Source organism: Piscinibacter gummiphilus, from assembly GCF_002116905.1.
GTDB classification, from domain to species: domain Bacteria; phylum Pseudomonadota; class Gammaproteobacteria; order Burkholderiales; family Burkholderiaceae_C; genus Rhizobacter; species Rhizobacter gummiphilus.
The window spans coordinates 2,388,787-2,411,792 of the sequence record NZ_CP015118.1 but is presented as its reverse complement, the minus strand read 5'-3'; the positions used below and the strand labels follow the sequence as shown (position 1 = coordinate 2,411,792).

Here is a 23,006-nt window from a genome sequence, read left to right as displayed (position 1 = left end):
CCGGCAGCGGGTTCACGCATCGGCGTGATCCCGCAGGGCGGACGGCGCCGCCGGCGTGGGAACGCCGGTGGTCCGCCACACCGGGTCGGACAGGAAGGCCTCGTGGTGCACGATGTCGGCATGGCTGGCGTCGACACCGCGGGTGACCAGGCGCACCGAACCGAGTTCGCGCGCCAGCGCTTCGGTCACGGCCGGGCGCTGGTCGTGCGCCCACCAGCAGAGGGTGGGCGCCAACACCCTCGGCAGCGGCTGCGTGCCGCGGCGAACCAGCCGGGTCATGCAGCGGTCCACGAGGAACGTGCGCACCACGTCCGCGGGCGTGATGTCGCGAAAGCGCCCACGGGCGGTGAAACGCCCCGCGGCATGCAGTCCGATCGTCCACTCGCGCAGCGGGCCCTCGTCGTCGAGCGGGTCGGCCACGCCGCCGGGCACGCCCACGTCGTCACCCAGCGCCGGGTCGAGGTCGCGCAGCAGGCCGGCGAAGTCACGCCGCCAGTCGGGCTCCGCCACCAGCGCCGCGCCGTGTTCGCTCGGCACGGTCGGGTCGACGAGGCCGAGGAAGGCCACGGTCTCGCCCAACGCTTCCAGCGTCGCGGCCATGTGCACGGCCAGCGCCCCGCCCAGCGACCAGCCCAGCAGGTGGTACGGACCATGCGGCTGCACCTCGCGCACGCAGGCCACGTAGTCGTCGGCCATGGCCTGCAGGCTGGTGTCGCGGTGCCGCGGGTCCTGCAGGGTGCGGCACAGCACCCCGTGCACCGGCCGCACTCCCCCCAGCACCCGGGCGAGCGGCAGGTAGCCCAGCACCGAGCCGAGGGCCGGGTGAATGCAGAACAGCGGCACGGCGCCCGGCCGTGGCGCGTTCAGTGGCACGACCGGGCTGGAGGGTGCCACCGCGACGGACGCGGCGCGTGCGAGCGCACGGAGCGTGGGTTGCCCGACCACGTCCTGCAGGCTCAGGCCCAGTCCGCGCTGCCGCGCCAGGGCGACGACACGCAGCGCGAGGATCGAATGGCCGCCCCGCTCGAAGAAGTTGTCGTCGCGGCCCACGGCGTCCACCTGCAGCACCTCCGACCAGATCCCGGCCAGCGCGATCTCCGCGTCTCCCTGCGGCGGCTCGTGCGAGGGTGCCCCGCCGGGGTCGGGCAGCGCCTTGCGGTCGATCTTGCCGTTGGGCGTGAGTGGCAGGCGCTCCAGCACCACCACACGGCCCGGCACCATGTGTTCCGGCAGCGTGTGGCCCAGGCCCTCGCGCACCCTCGCCGGGTCCGCGCCCTCGCCCACCACGTACGCCACCAGCGTCGTGCCGTCCCTCGCCGCCACCACCGCCTCCCGCACCGCCGGCTGCGCCAGCAGCTGTGCCTCGATCTCCCCCAGTTCGATCCGGAAGCCCCGCACCTTCACCTGGTGGTCGATGCGGCCCAGGTACTCCAGCCGGCCCGCCGCGTTCCAGCGCACCAGGTCCCCCGTGCGGTACAGCCGCCCGCCCCCGCCGAACGGGTCCGCGATGAACCGCTCCGATGTCAGCCCCGCCCGGCCCAGGTAGCCGCGCGCCAGGCCCACACCGCCGATGAACAACTCGCCGCTCACCCCCACCGGTGCCGGTTCCAGCCCCGCATCCAGCACGTGCAGGCGGGTCCCCGCGATCGGCCCGCCCAGGCCCGTGTCCTCGCCCACCCGGCCCGCGGCCGACCACACCGTCGTCTCCGTCGGGCCGTACAGGTTCCAGAGGTCCACGCCGAGGCCCGTCAACGAGGTGGCCAGGTCTGGCGGCAGCGCTTCGCCGCCACACAGGCCCTTGAACGGGTTCCCCTTCGGCCCGGTCCAGCCGCCCGCCAGCAGCAGCCGCCAGCCCGACGGGGTCGACTGCAGCACCGTCGCCCCGCTCGTGTCCACGAGCCGTGACAGCGCCTCGCCGTCCCGCACCACGTGCCGCGGCGCCAGCACCACCTTCGCCCCCGACAGCAGCGGCAGGTACAGCTCCAGCGTCGCGATGTCGAACGACAGCGACGTCACCGCCACCACCACGTCCTCGCGCACCAGCCCCGGCCGCTTCGCCATGTCGCGCAGGAAATGCACGAGCGCGCCATGGCGCACCATCACGCCCTTGGGGCGGCCGGTCGAGCCCGACGTGTAGATGGCGTACGCGAGGTGCTCGCCGTGGACCTTCACCTCCGGGTCGTGTGTGGGTTCTCCCGCGAAGTGTTCCGCCCCGAGGTCCACGTCCGAACCCAGCACGAGCGTGATGCCGCTGTCGGCCACCATGTACGCCAGCCGGTCCGCCGGGTACTCCGGGTCCAGCGGCACGTACGCACCACCGGCCTTCAGGATCCCCAGCAGCCCCACCACCATCTCCAGCGACCGCTCCACCGCGATCCCCACCTTCACCTCCGGACCCACGCCCAGCGCGATCAGCCGGTGCGCCACCTGGTTCGCCCTGCGGTTGAGCTCCGCGTAGCTCAGCGACTGATCCTCGAACACCACCGCCGTCGCATCCGGCTGGCGCTTCGCCTGCCGTTCGAACAGCACGTGCACCGGCAACGTCTGGTCGTGGGTCGCCGTGTTGTCGCCCCACGCCCGCAGTTGCGCGAGCTCTTCCGCGTCCGGCAGCGGCACCTCGCCGACCGCCTGGGCCGGCCGCCCGGCCATCGCACGCAGAACCGCTTGGTAGTGGCCGGCCAGACGGGCGATGGTCATGGGCTCGAACAATTCGGCGGCATGGGCGAAGCTGGCATGGATCCGGCCGCCGGCCTGCTCGAAGGTCTCGAGCGACAGCTCGAACTGCGCGCCGCGTTCCCCGACGGTGTACGGCGTCGACACGAGGCCCGGCAACTCCGGCGGACCGCCCGGCGCTTCACGCTGGTGGTTGAACATCACCTGGAACAGCGGTGTCGTGCCCAGGCTTCGTTCGGGCTGCAAGGCCTCCACCAGCTGCTCGAACGGCAGGTCCTGATGCGCCTGTGCGCCGAGCGCCGATTCCTTCGCCCGCTGCAGCACCGCCAACAAGGTCGTGCGGCCATCGAGTTCGTTGCGCAGCACCTGCGTGTTCACGAAGAACCCCACGATGCCCACCGTCTCCGCCCGGTGCCGGTTCGCGATCGGCACCCCGATGCGGATGTCTTCCTGCCCCGTGTAGCGGTGCAGCAGCACCTGCAGGCCCGCCAGCAGCACCATGAACAGCGTCGCGCCTTCCGCTTGTGCGCGCTGCTGCAGCGCCTTCACCAGCTCAGGTTCCAGCTCGAACACGTGGCGGGCCGAACCGTAGACACCGCCTGCGCGCCTCGGGTGATCGGTCGGCAGCTGCAGCACCGGCTGCGTGCCACCCAGCTGAGTTTTCCAGTACCCCAGCTGCCGTTCCTTCTCGCCGGCCTCCAGCCAGTGGCGTTGCCACACCGCGTAGTCGGCGTATTGCAGAGCCAGTGGCGGCAGGCTGGCCGCGTCCCCTCGGTACCCCGCCACGAACTCGTCGACGATCACCTGCATCGACCAGCCGTCCGAGACGATGTGGTGCATCACCACCACCAGCACGTGTTCGCGTTCGCCGCGTTGGAGCACCGCCACCCGCAGCAGCGGGCCGCTCGTCAGGTCGAACGGCGTGTTCACCACACGCGCCGCTTCCGCCGCCGTGTCGTCGACCGCGATCACCGGGATGTCCAGCGGGAACGGCGCGCGGATCACCTGCCGCGCGAGTCCGTCCGCATCGGCATCGAACACCGTGCGCAGCGATTCGTGCCGTGCGACCAGCGCGTCGAAGCTGCCACGCAATGCCGCCACGTCCAGCTCGCCCTCCAGCACCAGGGCACCGGCGATGTGGTACGCCGTGCCCTGCGGGTCCAGCTGCCACAGGAACCACTGGCGCGCCTGCGCGTAGGACGGTGCACAGCGAGCCCCCTCCGACACGTCGCGGGGCACGATCGGGAACTGCCCCATGCCCAATCCGTCCGCGCGAATCTTGCGGTAGACGGCGCGTTGCTGCTCGGCGGTCAGGCGCGCGAAGCGCTCCGCGATGCGGAGGTTCGTCGTGGTGTCCATCAGGCGCTCTCCAGGCTGTCGATGAAGGCGTCGATGTCGAGCAGCGCCGACTCGTCACCCGTGGCCGGTCGCCTCGCGGCCATCGCGCGCAAGGTCGGGTAACGGAAGACGTCGGTGACCGACAGGTCCCACCGCAGCGAGGCCTGCACCCGGGCCGACACCTGCACGGCCAGCAGCGAATGGCCGCCCAACTCGAAGAAGTTGTCGTCGCGCGCCACCTCGTCGACGTGCAGCAGTTCGGCCCAGATCGCCGCGAGCGCCTCTTCCGCCTCCCCCTCGGGCGGTTCGCCCAAGCGCAGGACGGCCCCCGTGTCGGGCAGGGCCTTGCGGTCGATCTTCCCGTTGGGCGTGAGTGGCAGCCGCTCCAGCACCACCACTCGGCCCGGCACCATGTGTTCCGGCAGCGTGCGGCCCAGGCCCTCGCGCACGGCGGCCACGTCCACGCCGTCGCCCACCACGTACGCCACCAGCGTCGTGCCGTCCCTCGCCACCACCACCGCCTCCCGCACCGCCGGCTGCGCCAGCAGCTGTGCCTCGATCTCCCCCAGTTCGATCCGGAAGCCCCGCACCTTCACCTGGTGGTCGATGCGGCCCAGGTACTCCAGCCGGCCCGCCGCGTTCCAGCGCACCAGGTCCCCCGTGCGGTACAGCCGCCCGCCCCCGCCGAACGGGTCCGCGATGAACCGCTCCGATGTCAGCCCCGCCCGGCCCAGGTAGCCGCGCGCCAGGCCCACACCGCCGATGAACAACTCGCCGCTCACCCCCACCGGTGCCGGTTCCAGCCCCGCATCCAGCACGTGCAGGCGGGTCCCCGCGATCGGCCCGCCCAGGCCTGCGTCCTCGCCCACCCGGCCCGCGGCCGACCACACCGTCGTCTCCGTCGGGCCGTACAGGTTCCACAGGTCCACGCCGAGGTCCGTCAACGAGGTGGCCAGGTCTGGCGGCAGCGCTTCGCCGCCACACAGGCCCTTGAACGGGTTCCCCTTCGGCCCGGTCCAGCCGCCCGCCAGCAGCAGCCGCCAGCCCGACGGGGTCGACTGCAGCACCGTCGCCCCGCTCGTGTCCACGAGCCGTGACAGCGCCTCGCCGTCCCGCACCACGTGCCGCGGCGCCAGCACCACCTTCGCCCCCGACAGCAGCGGCAGGTACAGCTCCAGCGTCGCGATGTCGAACGACAGCGACGTCACCGCCACCACCACGTCCTCGCGCACCAGCCCCGGCCGCTTCGCCATGTCGCGCAGGAAATGCACGAGCGCGCCATGGCGCACCATCACGCCCTTGGGGCGGCCGGTCGAGCCCGACGTGTAGATGGCGTACGCGAGGTGCTCGCCGTGGACCTTCACCTCCGGGTCGTGTGTGGGTTCTCCCGCGAAGTGTTCCGCCCCGAGGTCCACGTCCGAACCCAGCACGAGCGTGATGCCGCTGTCGGCCACCATGTACGCCAGCCGGTCCGCCGGGTACTCCGGGTCCAGCGGCACGTACGCACCACCGGCCTTCAGGATCCCCAGCAGCCCCACCACCATCTCCAGCGACCGCTCCACCGCGATCCCCACCTTCACCTCCGGACCCACGCCCAGCGCGATCAGCCGGTGCGCCACCTGGTTCGCCCGCCGGTTCAGCTCCGCGTAGCTCAGCGACTGATCCTCGAACACCACCGCCGTCGCATCCGGCTGGCGCTTCGCCTGCCGTTCGAACAGCACGTGCACCGGCAGCGTCTGGTCGTGGGTCGCCTTGTTGTCGCCCCACGCCCGCAGTTGCGCGCGCTCCTCCTCGCCCAGCACCGCCAGCTCCGTCACCCGTGCGTCCGGCCGTTCACCCAGCGCCTGCACCAGCGACTCCACCGCGCGGGCCATCAGCCCGCACAGCCGCTGCGCGCCCACCCGCGCGCTCACCTGCCCCGTCAGCACGAACCCGTCCCCGAGGTCGTCCACTGACATCCCCACCGGGTAGTTCGTCCGCTCCTCCCCGCCCAGCACCTCCATGCCTTCCCACACCCCGGCCTCCACCGGGCCCTGCCCGCTGTACCGGTAGTTCAGCAGCGCCGTGAACAGCGGCGTGCCCCCCGGCAGCCCGCTGCACCGCTGCGCCAGCGTCAGGCTCGCGTGTTCGTGCTGCATCAGCCCGATCAACCCCTCGTGCGTCTGCCGCAGCGCCTGTCTCACGTCCTGCCCCACCAGCCTCAGCCGCAGCGGCAGCGTGTTGATGAACAGGCCCAGTGCCCGCGACGTCCCCTCGCCTCCCTGCATCCGCCCGAACAGCACCGTGCCGAACACCACGTCGTCCTGCCCCGTCGCCTTCGCCAGCACCGCGCCCCACGCCAGGTGGAACACACTCGCCGCGCTCACCCCGTGCTGCTGCGCCTGTTTCCTCACCCTCGCGCACAGCGCCGGCGCCAGCGGCAGGTGCACGCTCTCCACCCCGCTGCCGTCGCCTTGCACGTCCAACTGCCCGAACGGCGCCGTCGGCTCTTCCACGTCCCCCAGCATCCGACCGAAGAACGCCTCGTGCTCGGCCGCGCTCACCCCGTACTTCGCCTGCGCCACGTAACGCCGGAACGGCACCGGCTCGGGCAGGGCCGCACCCCGCCCCGCCTCGATCTCCCCCATCTCCTGCACCAGCAGTTCCAGCGTCGTGTGGTCCATCACCAGGTGGTGGCTCGGCAGCTGCAGCAGCCACCGGCCCTGCGCCTCGTCGTGCGCCGCCACCGCACGGATCAGCGGCGCGTGCCGCACGTCGATGCGGTGGTGCGCCGGGTCCACGTGGGCGTCCAGCCGTTCGGCCACCGACCCCGTGCCCCCTTGCGGCAACCACTCCAGCTTCAACGCCGCATGCCGCCACACCACCTGCACCGGCTCGGGCAGCCCCTCCCACAGCACCGCCGTGCGCAGGATGTCGTGCCGCGCGATCACCTGGTCGAACCGGTCGATGAACCCGCGCAGCCTCGCCTCGCTGTCGAAGCTCAGCAGGCACGGCGTCACGTACGCATCCCCCCGCGACTGCAGCAGGTGGTGGAACAGGATCCCCTCCTGCAGCGGCGCCAGCGGGTAGATGTCCTGGATGTTGCGCGCACCGCCCGGCACCATCCCCTCGATGCTTCGCGCCTGCGCCTCGTCCAGCGCCACCAGCGTGACCATCGACGGCTCGATCGACACGCAGTCCGCCGGGATGCCGTTGGCCGGCACCACCACCTCGCGCCGCACCGGCGCCTGCGCCAGCGCCTGTGCGAACGCCCCCAGCACCGGCTGCTGGAACAGCGTGCGCACCGACGCCTCGTGCCCGGCCGCGCGCATCCGCTCCAGCAGGCTCAGCGCCAGCAGCGAGTGGCCCCCCAGCTCGAAGAAGTTGTCCTGGCGGCCCACACGCGCCACGTTCAGCACCTCCGCCCAGATCGCCGCGAGCCTCGCCTCCACCTCACCTTGCGGTGCCTCGTACACCCGCTCGCTCGTGTACTCCGGCTTCGGCAGCGCCTTGCGGTCCACCTTCCCGTTCGGGTTCAGCGGCAGCGCCCCGAGCACCACCATCGCCCCCGGCACCATGTAGTCCGGCAGCACCCGACCCAGCCGCTCGCGCAGCACGGCCGTGTCCACCTCGCCCGTCACGTAGGCCACCAGGCGGCCTTCGTCGGCCACCACCACCGCCTCCTGCACCTCCGGCTGCGCCAGCAGCTGTGCCTCGATCTCCCCCAGTTCGATCCGGAAGCCCCGCACCTTCACCTGCTGGTCGATCCGGCCCAGGTACTCCAGCTGGCCCTCCGCGCTCCAGCGCACCAGGTCCCCCGTGCGGTACAGCCGGCCGCCTTCGCTGAACGGGTCCGCGATGAAACGTTCTGCCGTGAGCCCTCGCCGGTTCAGATACCCCCGCGCCAGCCCTTCGCCCGACACGTGCAGTTCCCCCGGCACCCCGATCGGCGCCAGCTCCAGCCGCTCGTCCAGCACCCGCAGCCCCAGGTCCGGGATCGCCGTGCCCACCGGGCTGCGCCCCTGCCCCAGGTCCGCCTTCGTCACCCGCCGGTACGTCACGTGCACCGTCGTCTCGGTGATCCCGTACATGTTGATCAGCTGCGGCGTCTCGTCGCCCCAGCGCTCCATCCACGGCCGCAGCCGCTCCGGCTCCAACGCCTCGCCGCCGAAGATCACCGCGCGCAGCGCCAGGCCGTCTTCGTATGCGCCACGCACGCCCATCAGCTGCCCGAACGCCGACGGCGTCTGGTTCAGCACCGTGACCCGTTGCGCCTTGAGCAACCCCACGAAGTCTTCCGGCGAACGGCTCACCCAGTGCGGCACCACCACCAGCCGCCCGCCCGTGCACAGCGCGCCGAAGATCTCCCACACCGAGAAGTCGAACGCGTACGAATGGAACATCGTCCACACGTCCTGAGGTCCGAACCCGAACCACGGCTGCGTGGCCTCCAGCAGCCGCGTCACGTTGCGGTGGTTCAGCTGCGCGCCCTTCGGGCGTCCCGTCGACCCCGACGTGTAGATCACGTACGCGAGCTGCTCCACGTGCACCGGCACCTGGGGGTCGTGCTCGGGCTGGCCGGCGAACCGTTCCGCGCCGAGGTCCTCCGAACCGAGCACCAGCGCGACGCCGCTGTCGGCCTGCATGTACGCCAGCCGGTCCGCCGGGTACGCCGGGTCCAGCGGCACGTACGCCCCACCGGCCTTCAGGATCCCCAGCAACCCCACCACCATCTCCAGCGACCGCTGGGTCGAGAGGCCGACCTTGACCTCGGGGCCCACACCCAGCGCGATCAAGCGGTGCGCCACCTGGTTCGCCCGGCGGTTCAGTTCCGCATAGCTCAGTGACTGGTCCTCGAACACCACCGCCGTCGCCTCCGGCTGGCGCTTCGACTGCCGTTCGATCAGCGTGTGGATCGGTGCATGCGCGAACGCCCCCGTGGGGTCGCCCCACTGCGTGACGTTCATGCGTTCGGGCCCACCCAGCAGCGCCACCTCGCCCACCGCCTGCGCAGGCCGCTCGGCCAGCGCCTGCAGCACCGCCACGTAGTGGCCGGCCATGCGAGCGATCGTGTCCGCCTCGAACAGCTCGGCCGCGTGGCCGAAGCTCGCGTTGATGCGACCGTCCGTCCCTTCGCTCGTGTCCAGCGTCAGCTCGAACTGCGCGCCCTGTTCGCCCAGCGTGAACGGGCGGCGTTTCAGCCCCGGCAGTTCATCCAGCGCGCGGTAGTCCTCGCGCTGGTGGTTGAACAGCACCTGGAACAGCGGTGTCGTGCCCAGGCTGCGCTCGGGCTGCAAGGCCTCCACCAGCTGCTCGAACGGCAGGTCCTGGTGCGCCTGCGCACCCAGTGCCGACTCCTTCGCCCGCCGCAGCACCGCCTGCAGGGTCGTGCGCCCGTCCAGTTCGCCGCGCAGCACCTGCGTGTTCACGAAGAACCCCACGATGCCCACCGTCTCCGCCCGGTGCCGGTTCGCGATCGGTACCCCGATGCGGATGTCCTCCTGCCCCGTGTGGCGGTGCAGCACCACCTGCAGGCCCGCCAGCAGCACCATGAACAGCGTCGCGCCTTCCGCCTGGGCGCGTTGCTGCAGCGCCTTCACCAGCGCTGGCTCCAGTTCGAACCCGTGGCGGGCCGAACGGTAGACACCGCCCGCTCGCCGCGGATGATCCGTCGGCAGCTGCAGCACCGGCTGCGTGCCGCCCAGTTGCGCCTTCCAGTACGCCAGCTGACGGTCCTTCTCGCCGGCCTCCAGCCAGTGCCGTTGCCACACCGCGTAGTCCGCGTACTGCAGCGCCAACGGCGGCAGGTCCGCGATCTCTCCCCGGTACCCCGCCACGAACTCGTCGACGATCACCTGCATCGACCAGCCGTCCGAGACGATGTGGTGCATCACCACCACCAGCACGTGTTCGCGTTCACCGCGTTGGAGCACCGCCACCCGCAGCAGCGGGCCGCTCGTCAGGTCGAACGGCGTGTTCACCACCCGCGCCGCTTCCGCCGCCGCGTCGTCGACCGCGATCACCGGAATGTCCAGCGGGAACGGCGCGCGGATCACCTGCCGCGCCAGTCCGTCCGCATCGGCTTCGAACACCGTGCGCAGCGATTCGTGCCGTGCGACCAGCGCGTCGAAGCTGCCACGCAGCGCGGCCACGTCCAGCTCCCCCTCCAGCGTCAGCGCACCGGCGATGTGGTACGCCGTGCTCTGCGGGTCCAGCTGCCACAGGAACCATTGCCGCGCCTGTGCATGCGATGCGGGCCACCCGGTCCGCGGACCGTCGAGCGGCGGGATCACGGTGGTCTCCTGCTCGCGTTTCATGGCCGCAGCCACCCGGGACAAGGTCTGGTGTTCGAAGAACTCCCTGGGTGACAGTTGTCCGCCGAGGGAGCGGGCGTGGGCCACGACCTTCAGGCTCGTGATCGAGTCACCGCCCAGTTCGAAGAAATTGTCGTGGCGGCCCACACGCGCCACGCCCAGCACCTCGGCCCAGATCGCCGCGAGCCTCGTCTCCACCTCACCCTGCGGTGCCTCGTACACCCGCTCGCTCGTGTACTCCGGCTTCGGCAGCGCCTTGCGGTCCACCTTCCCGTTCGGGTTCAGCGGCAGCGCCCCGAGCACCACCATCGCCCCCGGCACCATGTAGTCCGGCAGCACCCGGCCCAGCCGCTCTCGCAGCACGGCCGTGTCCACCTCGCCCGTCACGTAGGCCACCAGGCGGCCCTCGTCGGCCACCACCACCGCCTCCTGCACCTCCGGCTGCGCCAGCAGCTGTGCCTCGATCTCCCCCAGTTCGATCCGGAAGCCCCGCACCTTCACCTGCTGGTCGATCCGACCCAGGTACTCCAGCTGGCCCTCCGCGCTCCAGCGCACCAGGTCCCCCGTGCGGTACAGCCGCCCGCCTTCGCTGAACGGGTCCGCGATGAAACGCTCTGCCGTGAGCCCTCGCCGGTTCAGATACCCCCGCGCCAGCCCTTCGCCCGACACGTGCAGTTCCCCCGGCACCCCGATCGGCGCCAGCTCCAGCCGCTCGTCCAGCACCCGCAGCCCCAGGTCCGGGATCGCCGTGCCCACCGGGCTGCGACCCTGCCCCAGGTCCGCCTTCGTCACCCGCCGGTACGTCACGTGCACCGTCGTCTCGGTGATCCCGTACATGTTGATCAGCTGCGGCGTCTCGTCGCCCCAGCGCTCCATCCACGGCCGCAGCCGCTCCGGCTCCAGCGCCTCGCCGCCGAAGATCACCGCGCGCAGCGCCAGGCCGTCTTCGTATGCGCCACGCACGCCCATCAGCTGCCCGAACGCCGACGGCGTCTGGTTCAGCACCGTGACCCGTTGCGCCTTGAGCAGGCCCACGAAGTCTTCCGGCGAACGGCTCACCCAGTGCGGCACCACCACCAGCCGCCCGCCCGTGCACAGCGCGCCGAAGATCTCCCACACCGAGAAGTCGAACGCGTACGAATGGAACATCGTCCACACGTCCTGAGGTCCGAACCCGAACCACGGCTGTGTCGCCTCCAGCAGCCGCGTCACGTTGCGGTGGTTCAGCTGCGCGCCCTTCGGGCGCCCCGTCGACCCCGACGTGTAGATCACGTACGCGAGCTGCTCCACGTGCACCGGCACCTGCGGGTCGTGCTCGGGCTGGCCGGCGAACCGTTCCGCGCCGAGGTCCTCCGAACCGAGCACCAGCGCGACGCCGCTGTCGGCCTGCATGTACGCCAGCCGGTCCGCCGGGTACGCCGGGTCCAGCGGCACGTACGCGCCCCCGGCCTTCAGGATCCCCAGCAACCCCACCACCATCTCCAGCGACCGCTGGGTCGAGAGGCCGACCTTGACCTCGGGGCCCACGCCCAATCCGATCAAGCGGTGCGCCACCTGGTTCGCCCTGCGGTTCAGTTCCGCATAGCTCAGCGACTCGTCCTCGAACACCACCGCCGTCGCATCTGGCCGTTCCCGCACCTGACGTTCGATCAGCACATGGATCGGTGCGGACTCGAACGTGCCCGTGCGGTCGCCCCACTGCGTGACCTTCGTGCGTTCGGGTGCCCCCAGCAGCACCACCTCGCCCACCGCCTGCGCAGGCCGCTCGGCCAGCGCCTGCAGCACCGCCACGTAGTGGCCGGCCATGCGAGCGATCGTGTCCGCCTCGAACAGCTCGGCCGCGTGCCCGAAGCTCGCGTTGATGCGACCGTCCGCCCCTTCGCTCGTGTCCAGCGTCAGCTCGAACTGCGCGCCCTGTTCGCCCAGCGTGAACGGGCGGCGTTTCAGCCCCGGCAGTTCATCCAGCGCGCGGTAATCCTCGCGCTGGTGGTTGAACAGCACCTGGAACAGCGGTGTCGTGCCCAGGCTGCGCTCGGGCTGCAAGGCCTCCACCAGCTGCTCGAACGGCAGGTCCTGGTGCGCCTGCGCACCCAGTGCCGACTCCTTCGCCCGCCGCAGCACCGCCTGCAGGGTCGTTCGCCCGTCCAGTTCGCCGCGCAGCACCTGCGTGTTCACGAAGAAACCCACGATGCCCCCCGTCTCCGCCCGGTGCCGGTTCGCGATCGGCACCCCGATGCGGATGTCCTCCTGCCCCGTGTAGCGGTGCAGCACCACCTGCAGGCCCGCCAGCAGCACCATGAACAGCGTCGCGCCTTCGGCTTGGGCGCGTTGCTGCAGCGCCTTCACGAGAGCTGGCTCCAGTTCGAACCCGTGACGTGCCGAACGGTAGACACCCCCCGCTCGCCGCGGATGATCCGTCGGCAGCTGCAGCACCGGCTGCGTGCCGCCCAGCTGCTCCTTCCAGTACGCCAGCTGACGGTCCTTCTCGCCGGCCTCCAGCCAGTGCCGTTGCCACACCGCGTAGTCCGCGTACTGCAGCGCCATCGGCGGCAGCTTCGCCGCATCCCCCCGGTACCCCGCCACGAACTCGTCGACGATCACCTGCATCGACCAGCCGTCCGAGACGATGTGGTGCATCACCACCACCAGCACGTGTTCGCGTTCGCCGCGTTGGAGCACCGCCACCCGCAGCAGCGGGCCGCTCGTCAGGTCGAACGGCGTGTTCACCACCCGCGCCGCTTCCGCCGCCGCGTCGTCGACCGCGATCACCGGAATGTCCAGCGAGAACGGCGCGCGGATCACCTGTCGTGCCAGTCCGTCCGCATCGGCTTCGAACACCGTGCGCAGCGATTCGTGCCGTGCGACCAGCGCGTCGAAGCTGCCACGCAGCGCGGCCACGTCCAGCTCCCCCTCCAGCGTCAGCGCACCGGCGATGTGGTACGCCGTGCTCTGCGGGTCCAGCTGCCACAGGAACCATTGCCGCGCCTGTGCATGCGATGCGGGCCACCCGGTCCGCGGACCGTCGAGCGGCGGGATCACGGTGGTCTCCTGCTCGCGTTTCATGGCCGCAGCCACCCGGGACAAGGTCTGGTGTTCGAAGAACTCCCTGGGTGACAGTTGTCCGCCGAGGGAGCGGGCGTGGGCCACGACCTTCAGGCTCGTGATCGAGTCACCGCCCAGTTCGAAGAAATTGTCGTGGCGGCCCACACGCGCCACGCCCAGCACCTCGGCCCAGATCGCCGCGAGCCTCGTCTCCACCTCACCCTGCGGTGCCTCGTACACCCGCTCGCTCGTGTACTCCGGCTTCGGCAGCGCCTTGCGGTCCACCTTCTCGTTCGGGTTCAGCGGCAGCGCCCCGAGCACCACCATCGCCCCCGGCACCATGTAGTCCGGCAGCACCCGGCCCAGCCGCTCTCGCAGTTGTGACGTGTCCACCTCGCCGGTGACGTAGGCCACCAGGCGGCCCTCGTCGGCCACCACCACCGCTTCCTGCACCTCCGGCTGCGCCAGCAGCTGTGCCTCGATCTCCCCCAGTTCGACCCGGAACCCCCGCACCTTCACCTGCTGGTCGATCCGGCCCAGGTACTCCAGCTGGCCCTCCGCGCTCCAGCGCACCAGGTCCCCCGTGCGGTACAGCCGGCCTCCCTCGCTGAACGGGTCCGCGACGAAACGTTCCGAGGTCAGGGCCGCGCGGTTCAGGTAGCCGCGTCCCAGGTGCACCCCACCCAGGTACAGCTCGCCCGCCACGCCCACCGGCACGGGGTTCAACGCCGCGTCCAGCACGTGTGCCCGCGTCTCCGAGACCGGCCGGCCGATCGGCACCTGGCTGCGCCCGTCGTCCCGGCACTGCCAGTGCGTCACGTGGATCGCCGCCTCCGTCGGACCGTACAGGTTGTGGAACCCCGTCTCGCCCAACCGCCGGAACACCTCGTGCTGCGCTTCCGCCGGCAGCGCCTCGCCACCCACGATCACGTGCCTCAGCCGCGTCACCTTCTCGATGCCCTCGTGCGCCAGGAACGCCTGCAGCATCGACGGCACGAAGTTCAGCGTCGTCACCCCGTGCTGCCGGATCAGCGCGACGATGCGTGCCGGATCCCGGTGGTCCCCCGGCCGCGACACCGCCAGCCGCGCCCCGGCCGTCAGCGGCCAGAACAACTCCCACACCGACACGTCGAAACCGAACGCGGCCTTGTGCAGCACCGTGTCCGAACGGTCTAGCCCGAACGTGACCTGCATCCACGTCATGCAACTCGTGAGCGAGCGGTGGCGGTTGGCCGCCCCCTTCGGAAGCCCGGTCGAGCCCGACGTGTAGATCACGTACGCCAGGTGGTCGCCGTGCACCGGCACCGCCGGGTCGTGCCCGGGCTCGGCGGCGAAGTGCACCGCATCGAGTTCGAGCACCGGCAGCCCGCCGTGGCGCACACGCTCGCGCACCTGCGGCTGCGTGAGCAGCAGCGTGATGCCGCTGTCGGCCACCATGTACGCCAGCCGGTCCGCCGGGTACTCCGGGTCCAGCGGCACGTACGCACCACCGGCCTTCAGGATCCCCAGCAGCCCCACCACCATCTCCAGCGACCGCTCCACCGCGATCCCCACCTTCACCTCCGGACCCACGCCCAGCGCGATCAACCGGTGCGCCACCTGGTTCGCCCTGCGGTTCAGCTCCGCATAGCTCAGCGACTCCTCCTCGAACACCACCGCGATCTCGTCCGGCTGGCGCTTCGCCTGCCGTTCGAACAGCACGTGCACCGGCAGCGTCTGGTCGTGGGTCGCCTTGTTGTCGCCCCACGCCCGCAGTTGCTCGCGTTCCTCCGCCCCCAGCACCGCCAGCTCCGTCACCCTCGCTCCGGGCCGCTCCGCCAGCGCCTGCACCAGCGACTCCACCGCGCGGGCCATCAGCCCGCACAGCCGCTGCGCACCCACCCGCGCACTCACCTGCCCCGTCAGCACGAACCCGTCCCCGAGGTCGTCCACCGACATCCCCACCGGGTAGTTCGTCCGTTCCTCCCCGCCCAGCACCTCCATGCCTTCCCACACCCCGGCCTCCACCGGGCCCTGCCCGCTGTACCGGTAGTTCAGCAGCGCCGTGAACAGCGGCGTGCCGCCCGGCAGCCCGCTGCACCGCTGCGCCAGCGTCAGGCTCGCGTGTTCGTGCTGCATCAGCCCGCTCAACCCCTCGTGCGTCTGCCGCAACGCCTGTCTCACGTCCTGCCCCACCAGCCTCAGCCGCAGCGGCAGCGTGTTGATGAACAGCCCCAGCGCCCGCGACGTCCCCTCGCCTCCCTGCATCCGCCCGAACAGCACCGTGCCGAACACCACGTCGTCCTGCCCCGTCGCCTTCGCCAGCACCGCGCCCCACGCCAGGTGGAACACACTCGCCGCGCTCACCCCGTGCTGCTGCGCCTGTTTCCTCACCCTCGCGCACAGCGCCGGCGCCAGCGGCAGGTGCACGCTCTCCACCCCGCTGCCGTCGCCTTGCACGTCCAACTGCCCGAACGGTGCCGTCGGCTCTTCCACGTCCCCCAGCATCCGACCGAAGAACGCCTCGTGCTCGGCCACGCTCACCCCGTACTTCGCCTGCGCCACGTAACGCCGGAACGGCACCGGCTCGGGCAGGGCCGCACCCCGCCCCGCCTCGATCTCCCCCATCTCCTGCACCAGCAGTTCCAGCGTCGTGTGGTCCATCACCAGGTGGTGGCTCGGCAGCTGCAGCAGCCACCGGCCCTGCGCCTCGTCGTGCGCCGCCACCGCCCGGATCAGCGGCGCGTGCCGCACATCGATGCGGTGGTGCGCCGGGTCCACGTGGGCGTCCAGCCGTTCGGCCACCGACCCCGTGCCCCCTTGCGGCAACCACTCCAGCTTCAACGCCGCATGCCGCCACACCACCTGCACCGGCTCGGGCAGCCCCTCCCACAGCACCGCCGTGCGCAGGATGTCGTGCCTCGCGATCACCTGGTCGAACCGGTCGCTGAACCCGCGCAGCCTCGCCTCGCTGTCGAAGCTCAGCAGGCACGGCGTCACGTACGCATCCCCCCGCGACTGCAGCAGGTGGTGGAACAGGATCCCCTCCTGCAGCGGCGCCAGCGGGTAGATGTCCTGGATGTTGCGCGCACCGCCCGGCACCATCCCCTCGATGCTTCGCACCTGCGCCTCGTCCAGCGCCACCAGCGTGACCATCGACGGCTCGATCGACACGCAGTCCGCCGGGATGCCGTTGGCCGGCACCACCACCTCGCGCCGCACCGGCGCCTGCGCCAGCGCCTGTGCGAACGCCCCCAGCACCGGCTGCTGGAACAGCGTGCGCACCGACGCCTCGTGCCCGGCCGCGCGCATCCGCTCCAGCAGGCTCAGCGCCAGCAGCGAGTGGCCCCCCAGCTCGAAGAAGTTGTCCTGGCGGCCCACACGCGCCACGTCCAGCACCTCCGCCCAGATCGCCGCGAGCCTCGTCTCCACCTCACCTTGCGGTGCCTCGTACACCCGCTCGCTCGTGTACTCCGGCTTCGGAAGCGCCTTGCGGTCCACCTTCCCGTTCGGGTTCAGCGGCAGCGCCCCGAGCACCACCATCGCCCCCGGCACCATGTAGTCCGGCAGCACCCGGCCCAGCCGCTCTCGCAGTTGTGACGTGTCCACCTCGCCGGTGACGTAGGCCACCAGGCGGCCCTCGTCGGCCACCACCACCGCCTCCTGCACCTCCGGCTGCGCCAGCAGCTGTGCCTCGATCTCCCCCAGTTCGATCCGGAAGCCCCGCACCTTCACCTGCTGGTCGATCCGACCCAGGTACTCCAGCTGGCCCTCCGCGCTCCAGCGCACCAGGTCCCCCGTGCGGTACAGCCGGCCGCCCTCGCTGAACGGGTCCGCGACGAAACGTTCCGAGGTCAGGGCCGCGCGGTTCAGGTAGCCGCGTCCCAGGTGCACCCCACCCAGGTACAGCTCGCCCGCCACGCCCACCGGCACGGGGTTCAACGCCGCGTCCAGCACGTGCGCCCGCGTCTCCGAGACCGGCCGGCCGATCGGCACCTGGCTGCGCCCGTCGTCCCGGCACTGCCAGTGCGTCACGTGGATCGCCGCCTCCGTCGGACCGTACAGGTTGTGGAACCCCGTCTCGCCCAACCGCCGGAACACCTCGTGCTGCGCTTCCGCCGGCAGCGCCTCGCCACCCACGATCACGTGCCTCAGCCGCGTCACCTTCTCGATGCCCTCGTGCGCCAGGAACGCCTGCAGCATCGACGGCACGAAGTTCAGCGTCGTCACCCCGTGCTGCCGGATCAGCGCGACGATGCGTGCCGGATCCCGGTGGTCCCCCGGCCGCGACACCGCCAGCCGCGCCCCAGCCGTCAGCGGCCAGAACAACTCCCACACCGACACGTCGAAACCGAACGCGGCCTTGTGCAGCACCGTGTCCGAACGGTCCAGCCCGAACGTGACCTGCATCCACGTCATGCAACTCGTGAGCGAGCGGTGGCGGTTGGCCGCCCCCTTCGGAAGCCCGGTCGAGCCCGACGTGTAGATCACGTACGCCAGGTGGTCGCCGTGCACCGGCACCGCCGGGTCGTGCCCGGGCTCGGCGGCGAAGTGCACCGCATCGAGTTCGAGCACCGGAAGCCCGCCGTGGTGCACACGCTCGCGCACCTGCGGCTGCGTGAGCAGCAGCGTGATGCCGCTGTCGGCCACCATGTACGCCAGCCGGTCGGCCGGGTACTCCGGGTCCAGCGGTACGTACGCACCACCGGCCTTCAGGATCCCCAGCAGCCCCACCACCATCTCCAGCGACCGCTCCACCGCGATCCCCACCTTCACCTCCGGACCCACGCCCAGCGCGATCAGCCGGTGCGCCACCTGGTTCGCCCGGCGGTTCAGCTCCGCATAGCTCAGCGACTGATCCTCGAACACCACCGCCGTCGCGTCCGGCTGGCGCTTCGCCTGCCGTTCGAACAGCACGTGCACCGGCAGCGTCTGGTCGTGGGTCGCCTTGTTGTCGCCCCACGCCCGCAGTTGCGCGCGCTCCTCCTCGCCCAGCAACGGCACGTCGGCGAGGGCCTCCGCCGGCCGCTCGGCCATCGCCTTCAACACGGCACGGTAGTGGTCCGCGAGGCGATCCATCGTCGCCGCCTCGAACAGTTCGGCGGCATGGACGAAGCTGACCGTCACGCCGCCGTTCGCGGTCTCGAGCGTGTCGACGGTCAATTCGAACTGCGCGCCCTGTTCGCCCAGCGTGAACGGGCGGCGTTTCAGCCCCGGCAGTTCATCCAGCGCGCGGTAATCCTCCCGCTGGTGGTTGAACAGCACCTGGAACAGCGGTGTCGTGCCCAGGCTGCGCTCGGGCTGCAAGGCCTCCACCAGCTGCTCGAACGGCAGGTCCTGGTGCGCCTGCGCACCCAGTGCCGACTCCTTCGCCCGCTGCAGCACCGCCTGCAGGGTCGTGCGCCCGTCCAGTTCGCCGCGCAGCACCTGCGTGTTCACGAAGAACCCCACGATGCCCCCCGTCTCCGCACGGTGCCGGTTCGCGATCGGCACCCCGATGCGGATGTCCTCCTGCCCCGTGTAGCGGTGCAGCACCACCTGCAGGCCCGCCAGCAGCACCATGAACAGCGTCGCGCCTTCCGCCTGGGCGCGTTGCTGCAGCGCCTTCACGAGAGCTGGCTCCAGCTCGAACACGTGGCGGGCCGAACGGTAGACACCCCCCGCTCGCCGCGGATGATCCGTCGGCAGCTGCAGCACCGGCTGCGTGCCGCCCAGTTGCGCCTTCCAGTACGCCAGCTGACGGTCCTTCTCGCCGGCCTCCAGCCAGTGCCGTTGCCACACCGCGTAGTCCGCGTACTGCAGCGCCATCGGCGGCAGCTTCGCCGCATCCCCCCGGTACCCCGCCACGAACTCGTCGACGATCACCTGCATCGACCAGCCGTCCGAGACGATGTGGTGCATCACCACCACCAGCACGTGTTCGCGTGCGCCGCGTTGGAGCACCGCCACCCGCAGCAGCGGGCCGCTCGTCAGGTCGAACGGCGTGTTCACCACACGTGCCGCCTCCGCCGCCGTGTCGTCGACGGCGATCACCGGGATGTCCAGACCGAACGGCTCGCGGATCACCTGCCGTGCCAGTCCGTCCGCATCGGCTTCGAACACCGTGCGCAGCGATTCGTGGCGCGCCACCAGCGCGTCGAAGCTGCCACGCAGCGCGGCCACGTCCAGCTCACCCTCCAGCGTCAGCGCACCGGCGATGTGGTACGCCGTGCTCTGCGGGTCCAGCTGCCACAGGAACCATTGGCGTGCCTGCGCGTACGACACGGTGTCCCGCGCCTGCGCGCCGGCCGCCACGATCGGCAGCTGGCCGAAGTCGATGCCCTGCTGGCGGAGCGCGTCGAGGAAGGAGCGCTGCTTGTCCTGAGGAAGCCGCAGGAAGCGCTCGGCGACCTGGCGTGTGTTGACCGACATTCAGCTCTCCAATTCACCCAGAAGTTCGACCATGCGGTCGAGGTCGTTCGAATCACCCGCCTGGGTGTCCGTCACCTGCGCAGCGACGACGGCCGCCAGCGCCTGCAGCGTCGGCTGCTCGAAACAGGTGCGCAGCGGCACGTTGGCTCCCAGCCGCTGGTGCACCGTCACCTGCATGCGCAGCGCGGTGAGGGAGTGCCCGCCCCGTTCGAAGAAGTTGTCCTGGCGGCCCACACGCGCCACGTCCAGCACCTCCGCCCAGATCGCCGCGAGCCTCGTCTCCACCTCACCTTGCGGTGCCTCGTACACCCGCTCGCTCGTGTACTCCGGCTTCGGCAGCGCCTTGCGGTCCACCTTCCCGTTCGGGTTCAGCGGCAGCGCCCCGAGCACCACCATCGCCCCCGGCACCATGTAGTCCGGCAGCACCCGGCCCAGCCGCTCTCGCAGCACGGCTGTGTCCACCTCGCCCGTCACGTACGCCACCAGGCGGCCCTCGTCGGCCACCACCACCGCCTCCTGCACCTCCGGCTGCGCCAGCAGCTGTGCCTCGATCTCCCCCAGTTCGATCCGGAACCCCCGCACCTTCACCTGCTGGTCGATGCGACCCAGGTACTCCAGCTGGCCCTCCGCGCTCCAGCGCACCAGGTCCCCCGTGCGGTACAGCCGCCCGCCTTCGCTGAACGGGTCCGCGATGAAACGCTCTGCCGTGAGCCCTCGCCGGTTCAGATACCCCCGCGCCAGCCCTTCGCCCGACACGTGCAGTTCCCCCGGCACCCCGATCGGCGCCAGCTCCAGCCGCTCGTCCAGCACCCGCAGCCCCAGGTCCGGGATCGCCGTGCCCACCGGGCTGCGCCCCTGCCCCAGGTCCGCCTTCGTCACCCGCCGGTACGTCACGTGCACCGTCGTCTCGGTGATCCCGTACATGTTGATCAGCTGCGGCGTCTCGTCGCCCCAGCGCTCCATCCACGGCCGCAGCCGCTCCGGCTCCAGCGCCTCGCCGCCGAAGATCACCGCGCGCAGCGCCAGGCCGTCTTCGTATGCGCCACGCACGCCCATCAGCTGCCCGAACGCCGACGGCGTCTGGTTCAGCACCGTGACCCGTTGCGCCTTGAGCAGGCCCACGAAGTCTTCCGGCGAACGGCTCACCCAGTGCGGCACCACCACCAGCCGCCCGCCCGTGCACAGCGCGCCGAAGATCTCCCACACCGAGAAGTCGAACGCGTACGAATGGAACATCGTCCACACGTCCTGAGGTCCGAACCCGAACCACGGCTGCGTGGCCTCCAGCAGCCGCGTCACGTTGCGGTGGTTCAGCTGCGCGCCCTTCGGGCGTCCCGTCGACCCCGACGTGTAGATCACGTACGCGAGCTGCTCCACGTGCACCGGCACCTGGGGGTCGTGCTCGGGCTGGCCGGCGAACCGTTCCGCGCCGAGGTCCTCCGAACCGAGCACCAGCGCGACGCCGCTGTCGGCCTGCATGTACGCCAGCCGGTCCGCCGGGTACGCCGGGTCCAGCGGCACGTACGCGCCCCCGGCCTTCAGGATCCCCAGCAACCCCACCACCATCTCCAGCGACCGCTGGGTCGAGAGGCCGACCTTGACCTCGGGGCCCACACCCAATCCGATCAAGCGGTGCGCCACCTGGTTCGCCCGGCGGTTCAGTTCCGCATAGCTCAGTGACTGGTCCTCGAACACCACCGCCGTCGCATCGGGCCGTTCCCGTACCTGACGCTCGATCAACACATGGATCGGAGTGGACTCGAACGTGCCCGTGCGGTCGCCCCACGCCGACAGCCGCTCACGCTCGGTCGGCGACAACAGGTCCATCGCCCGCAACGGCGAGCCGGCCAGGGCGACCAGTCCGTCGAGCGCCGCCAAGTAGTGGCGCGCGAACCGTTCGATGGTCGTCCGATCGAACAAGGCCGCGTCGAAACGGAAGTTCGCCGCCAGGCGGCCGTCACCACGCTCCAGCGTGTCGAGCACGAGGTCGAACGGGGCCGATTCGCCGAGACCGACGTAGTCGTGCAGCATCAGGCCCTCGAGGCGTGTCAGGGCCTCGTGGTCCAGCTTCAGGTGGTTGAACATGACCTGGAACAGCTGCGGCCCGTGGTCGCCCCGTCCGGGCGCCAGTGCTTCCACGAGCTGGTCGAACGGCAGGTCCTGGTGCGCCTGTGCGCCGAGCGTGGCCTCGCGCACGCGGTCGAGGACGTCTCCGGGCGTGTCGGTCTCGTCGAGCAGGCAGCGCATCACCTGGGTGTTGACGAACAGGCCGACCACGCCGGCGGTGTCCGCCTGGTGGCGGTTGGCCGTGGGCACGCCCACGCGCAGGTCGCGTTCGCCGGTGTGCCGGTGCAGCACGAGGAAAAAGGCCGTCAGCAGCGCGACGAAGGGCGTCGTGTGGCGGGCCTGCGCGAACCGCAGCAGGGCCGTGGCGGTGGCCGCTGGCACGTCGACCCGGAGCTCCGCGGCACGCCGGGTGGACGAGGCGCCTCGCGGCCGGTCGGCCGGCAGTTGCAGCACGGGCTGTGCCGGACCCAGCTGCGTGGTCCACCACGCGAGCTGCCGGGCCGATTCGCCGGACGCGAGGCCATCGCGCTGCCACTGCGCATGGTCCGCGTACTGGATGGGCAGCTCGCGCAGCACACACGGTTCACCGCGCACCCGGGCGTTGTAGTGCGCGGCGAACTCGCCGAGCACGATCTGCCGCGACCAGGCGTCGGTGGCGATGTGGTGCATCACCAGCACGAGCAGGTGTTTCCCTTCGCCCGTCCGGAGGTGGCACGCCCGCAGCAGCGGGCCGTTCGCCAGGTCGAACGGCTGGTCGTGGAACGCCCGGGCGAGCGTCATCGCCCGCGCCTCGCCGTCCTCGTTCGACAGGTCCTCCGTCACGAGCGGCACCCGCCGGACCGGCCGGATGTGCTGCACCGCGCGCCCGTCGGCGTCGGGCTGGAAGTCCGTGCGCAGGGCCTCGTGGCGCGCCACCACCGCGTCGAGCGCGGCCTGCACGGCCTCGCCGTCGAGGTGCCCCTCGAGCCGCAGCGCCGCGCCGAGGTGGTACGTGGTATCGGACGGATCGAGCTGCCACAGGAACCACAGCCGCTGCTGGGCGTGCGACATCGGCGCCGTGGTGCGGCCCAGGCGCGGGATGGTGGGTGCGGCGGGCGCCCGCGCCGCCCCGCCGCGGAGGCGCTCGGCGAGCCGCTCGCGCTGGGTGTCGGACAGTCGGGCGCGACGCTGCGCGAGCGGATCGGTGTGGGCCATCGGGAGACT

The 23,006-nt window shown here is 71.3% G+C and carries 3 protein-coding genes; all 3 read right to left on the bottom strand.

Annotation, left to right across the window (positions count from 1 at the left end; genetic code table 11):
• Positions 1–12 precede the first annotated feature (12 nt).
• Genes A4W93_RS10730 through A4W93_RS10720 form a run of 3 tightly spaced genes read right to left on the bottom strand, consistent with a single transcriptional unit; the run spans position 13 to position 22,997 of the window.
• Complete coding sequence (locus tag A4W93_RS10730; protein ID WP_099959890.1) at positions 13–4,032, bottom strand: amino acid adenylation domain-containing protein; 4,020 nt, start codon at positions 4,030–4,032, stop codon at positions 13–15.
• Positions 4,032–19,736 (bottom strand): non-ribosomal peptide synthetase, encoded by a 15,705-nt coding sequence (locus tag A4W93_RS10725; protein ID WP_085750600.1) that lies wholly within the window; start codon positions 19,734–19,736, stop codon positions 4,032–4,034. Before A4W93_RS10725 ends, A4W93_RS10730 begins: the two co-directional genes overlap by 1 nt.
• Positions 19,737–22,997 carry a non-ribosomal peptide synthetase gene (locus tag A4W93_RS10720; RefSeq protein ID WP_085750599.1) on the bottom strand — a complete coding sequence of 1,087 codons (3,261 nt, stop codon included), beginning with the start codon at positions 22,995–22,997 and terminating at the stop codon, positions 19,737–19,739.
• Between the last annotated feature and the right edge of the window lie 9 nt (positions 22,998–23,006).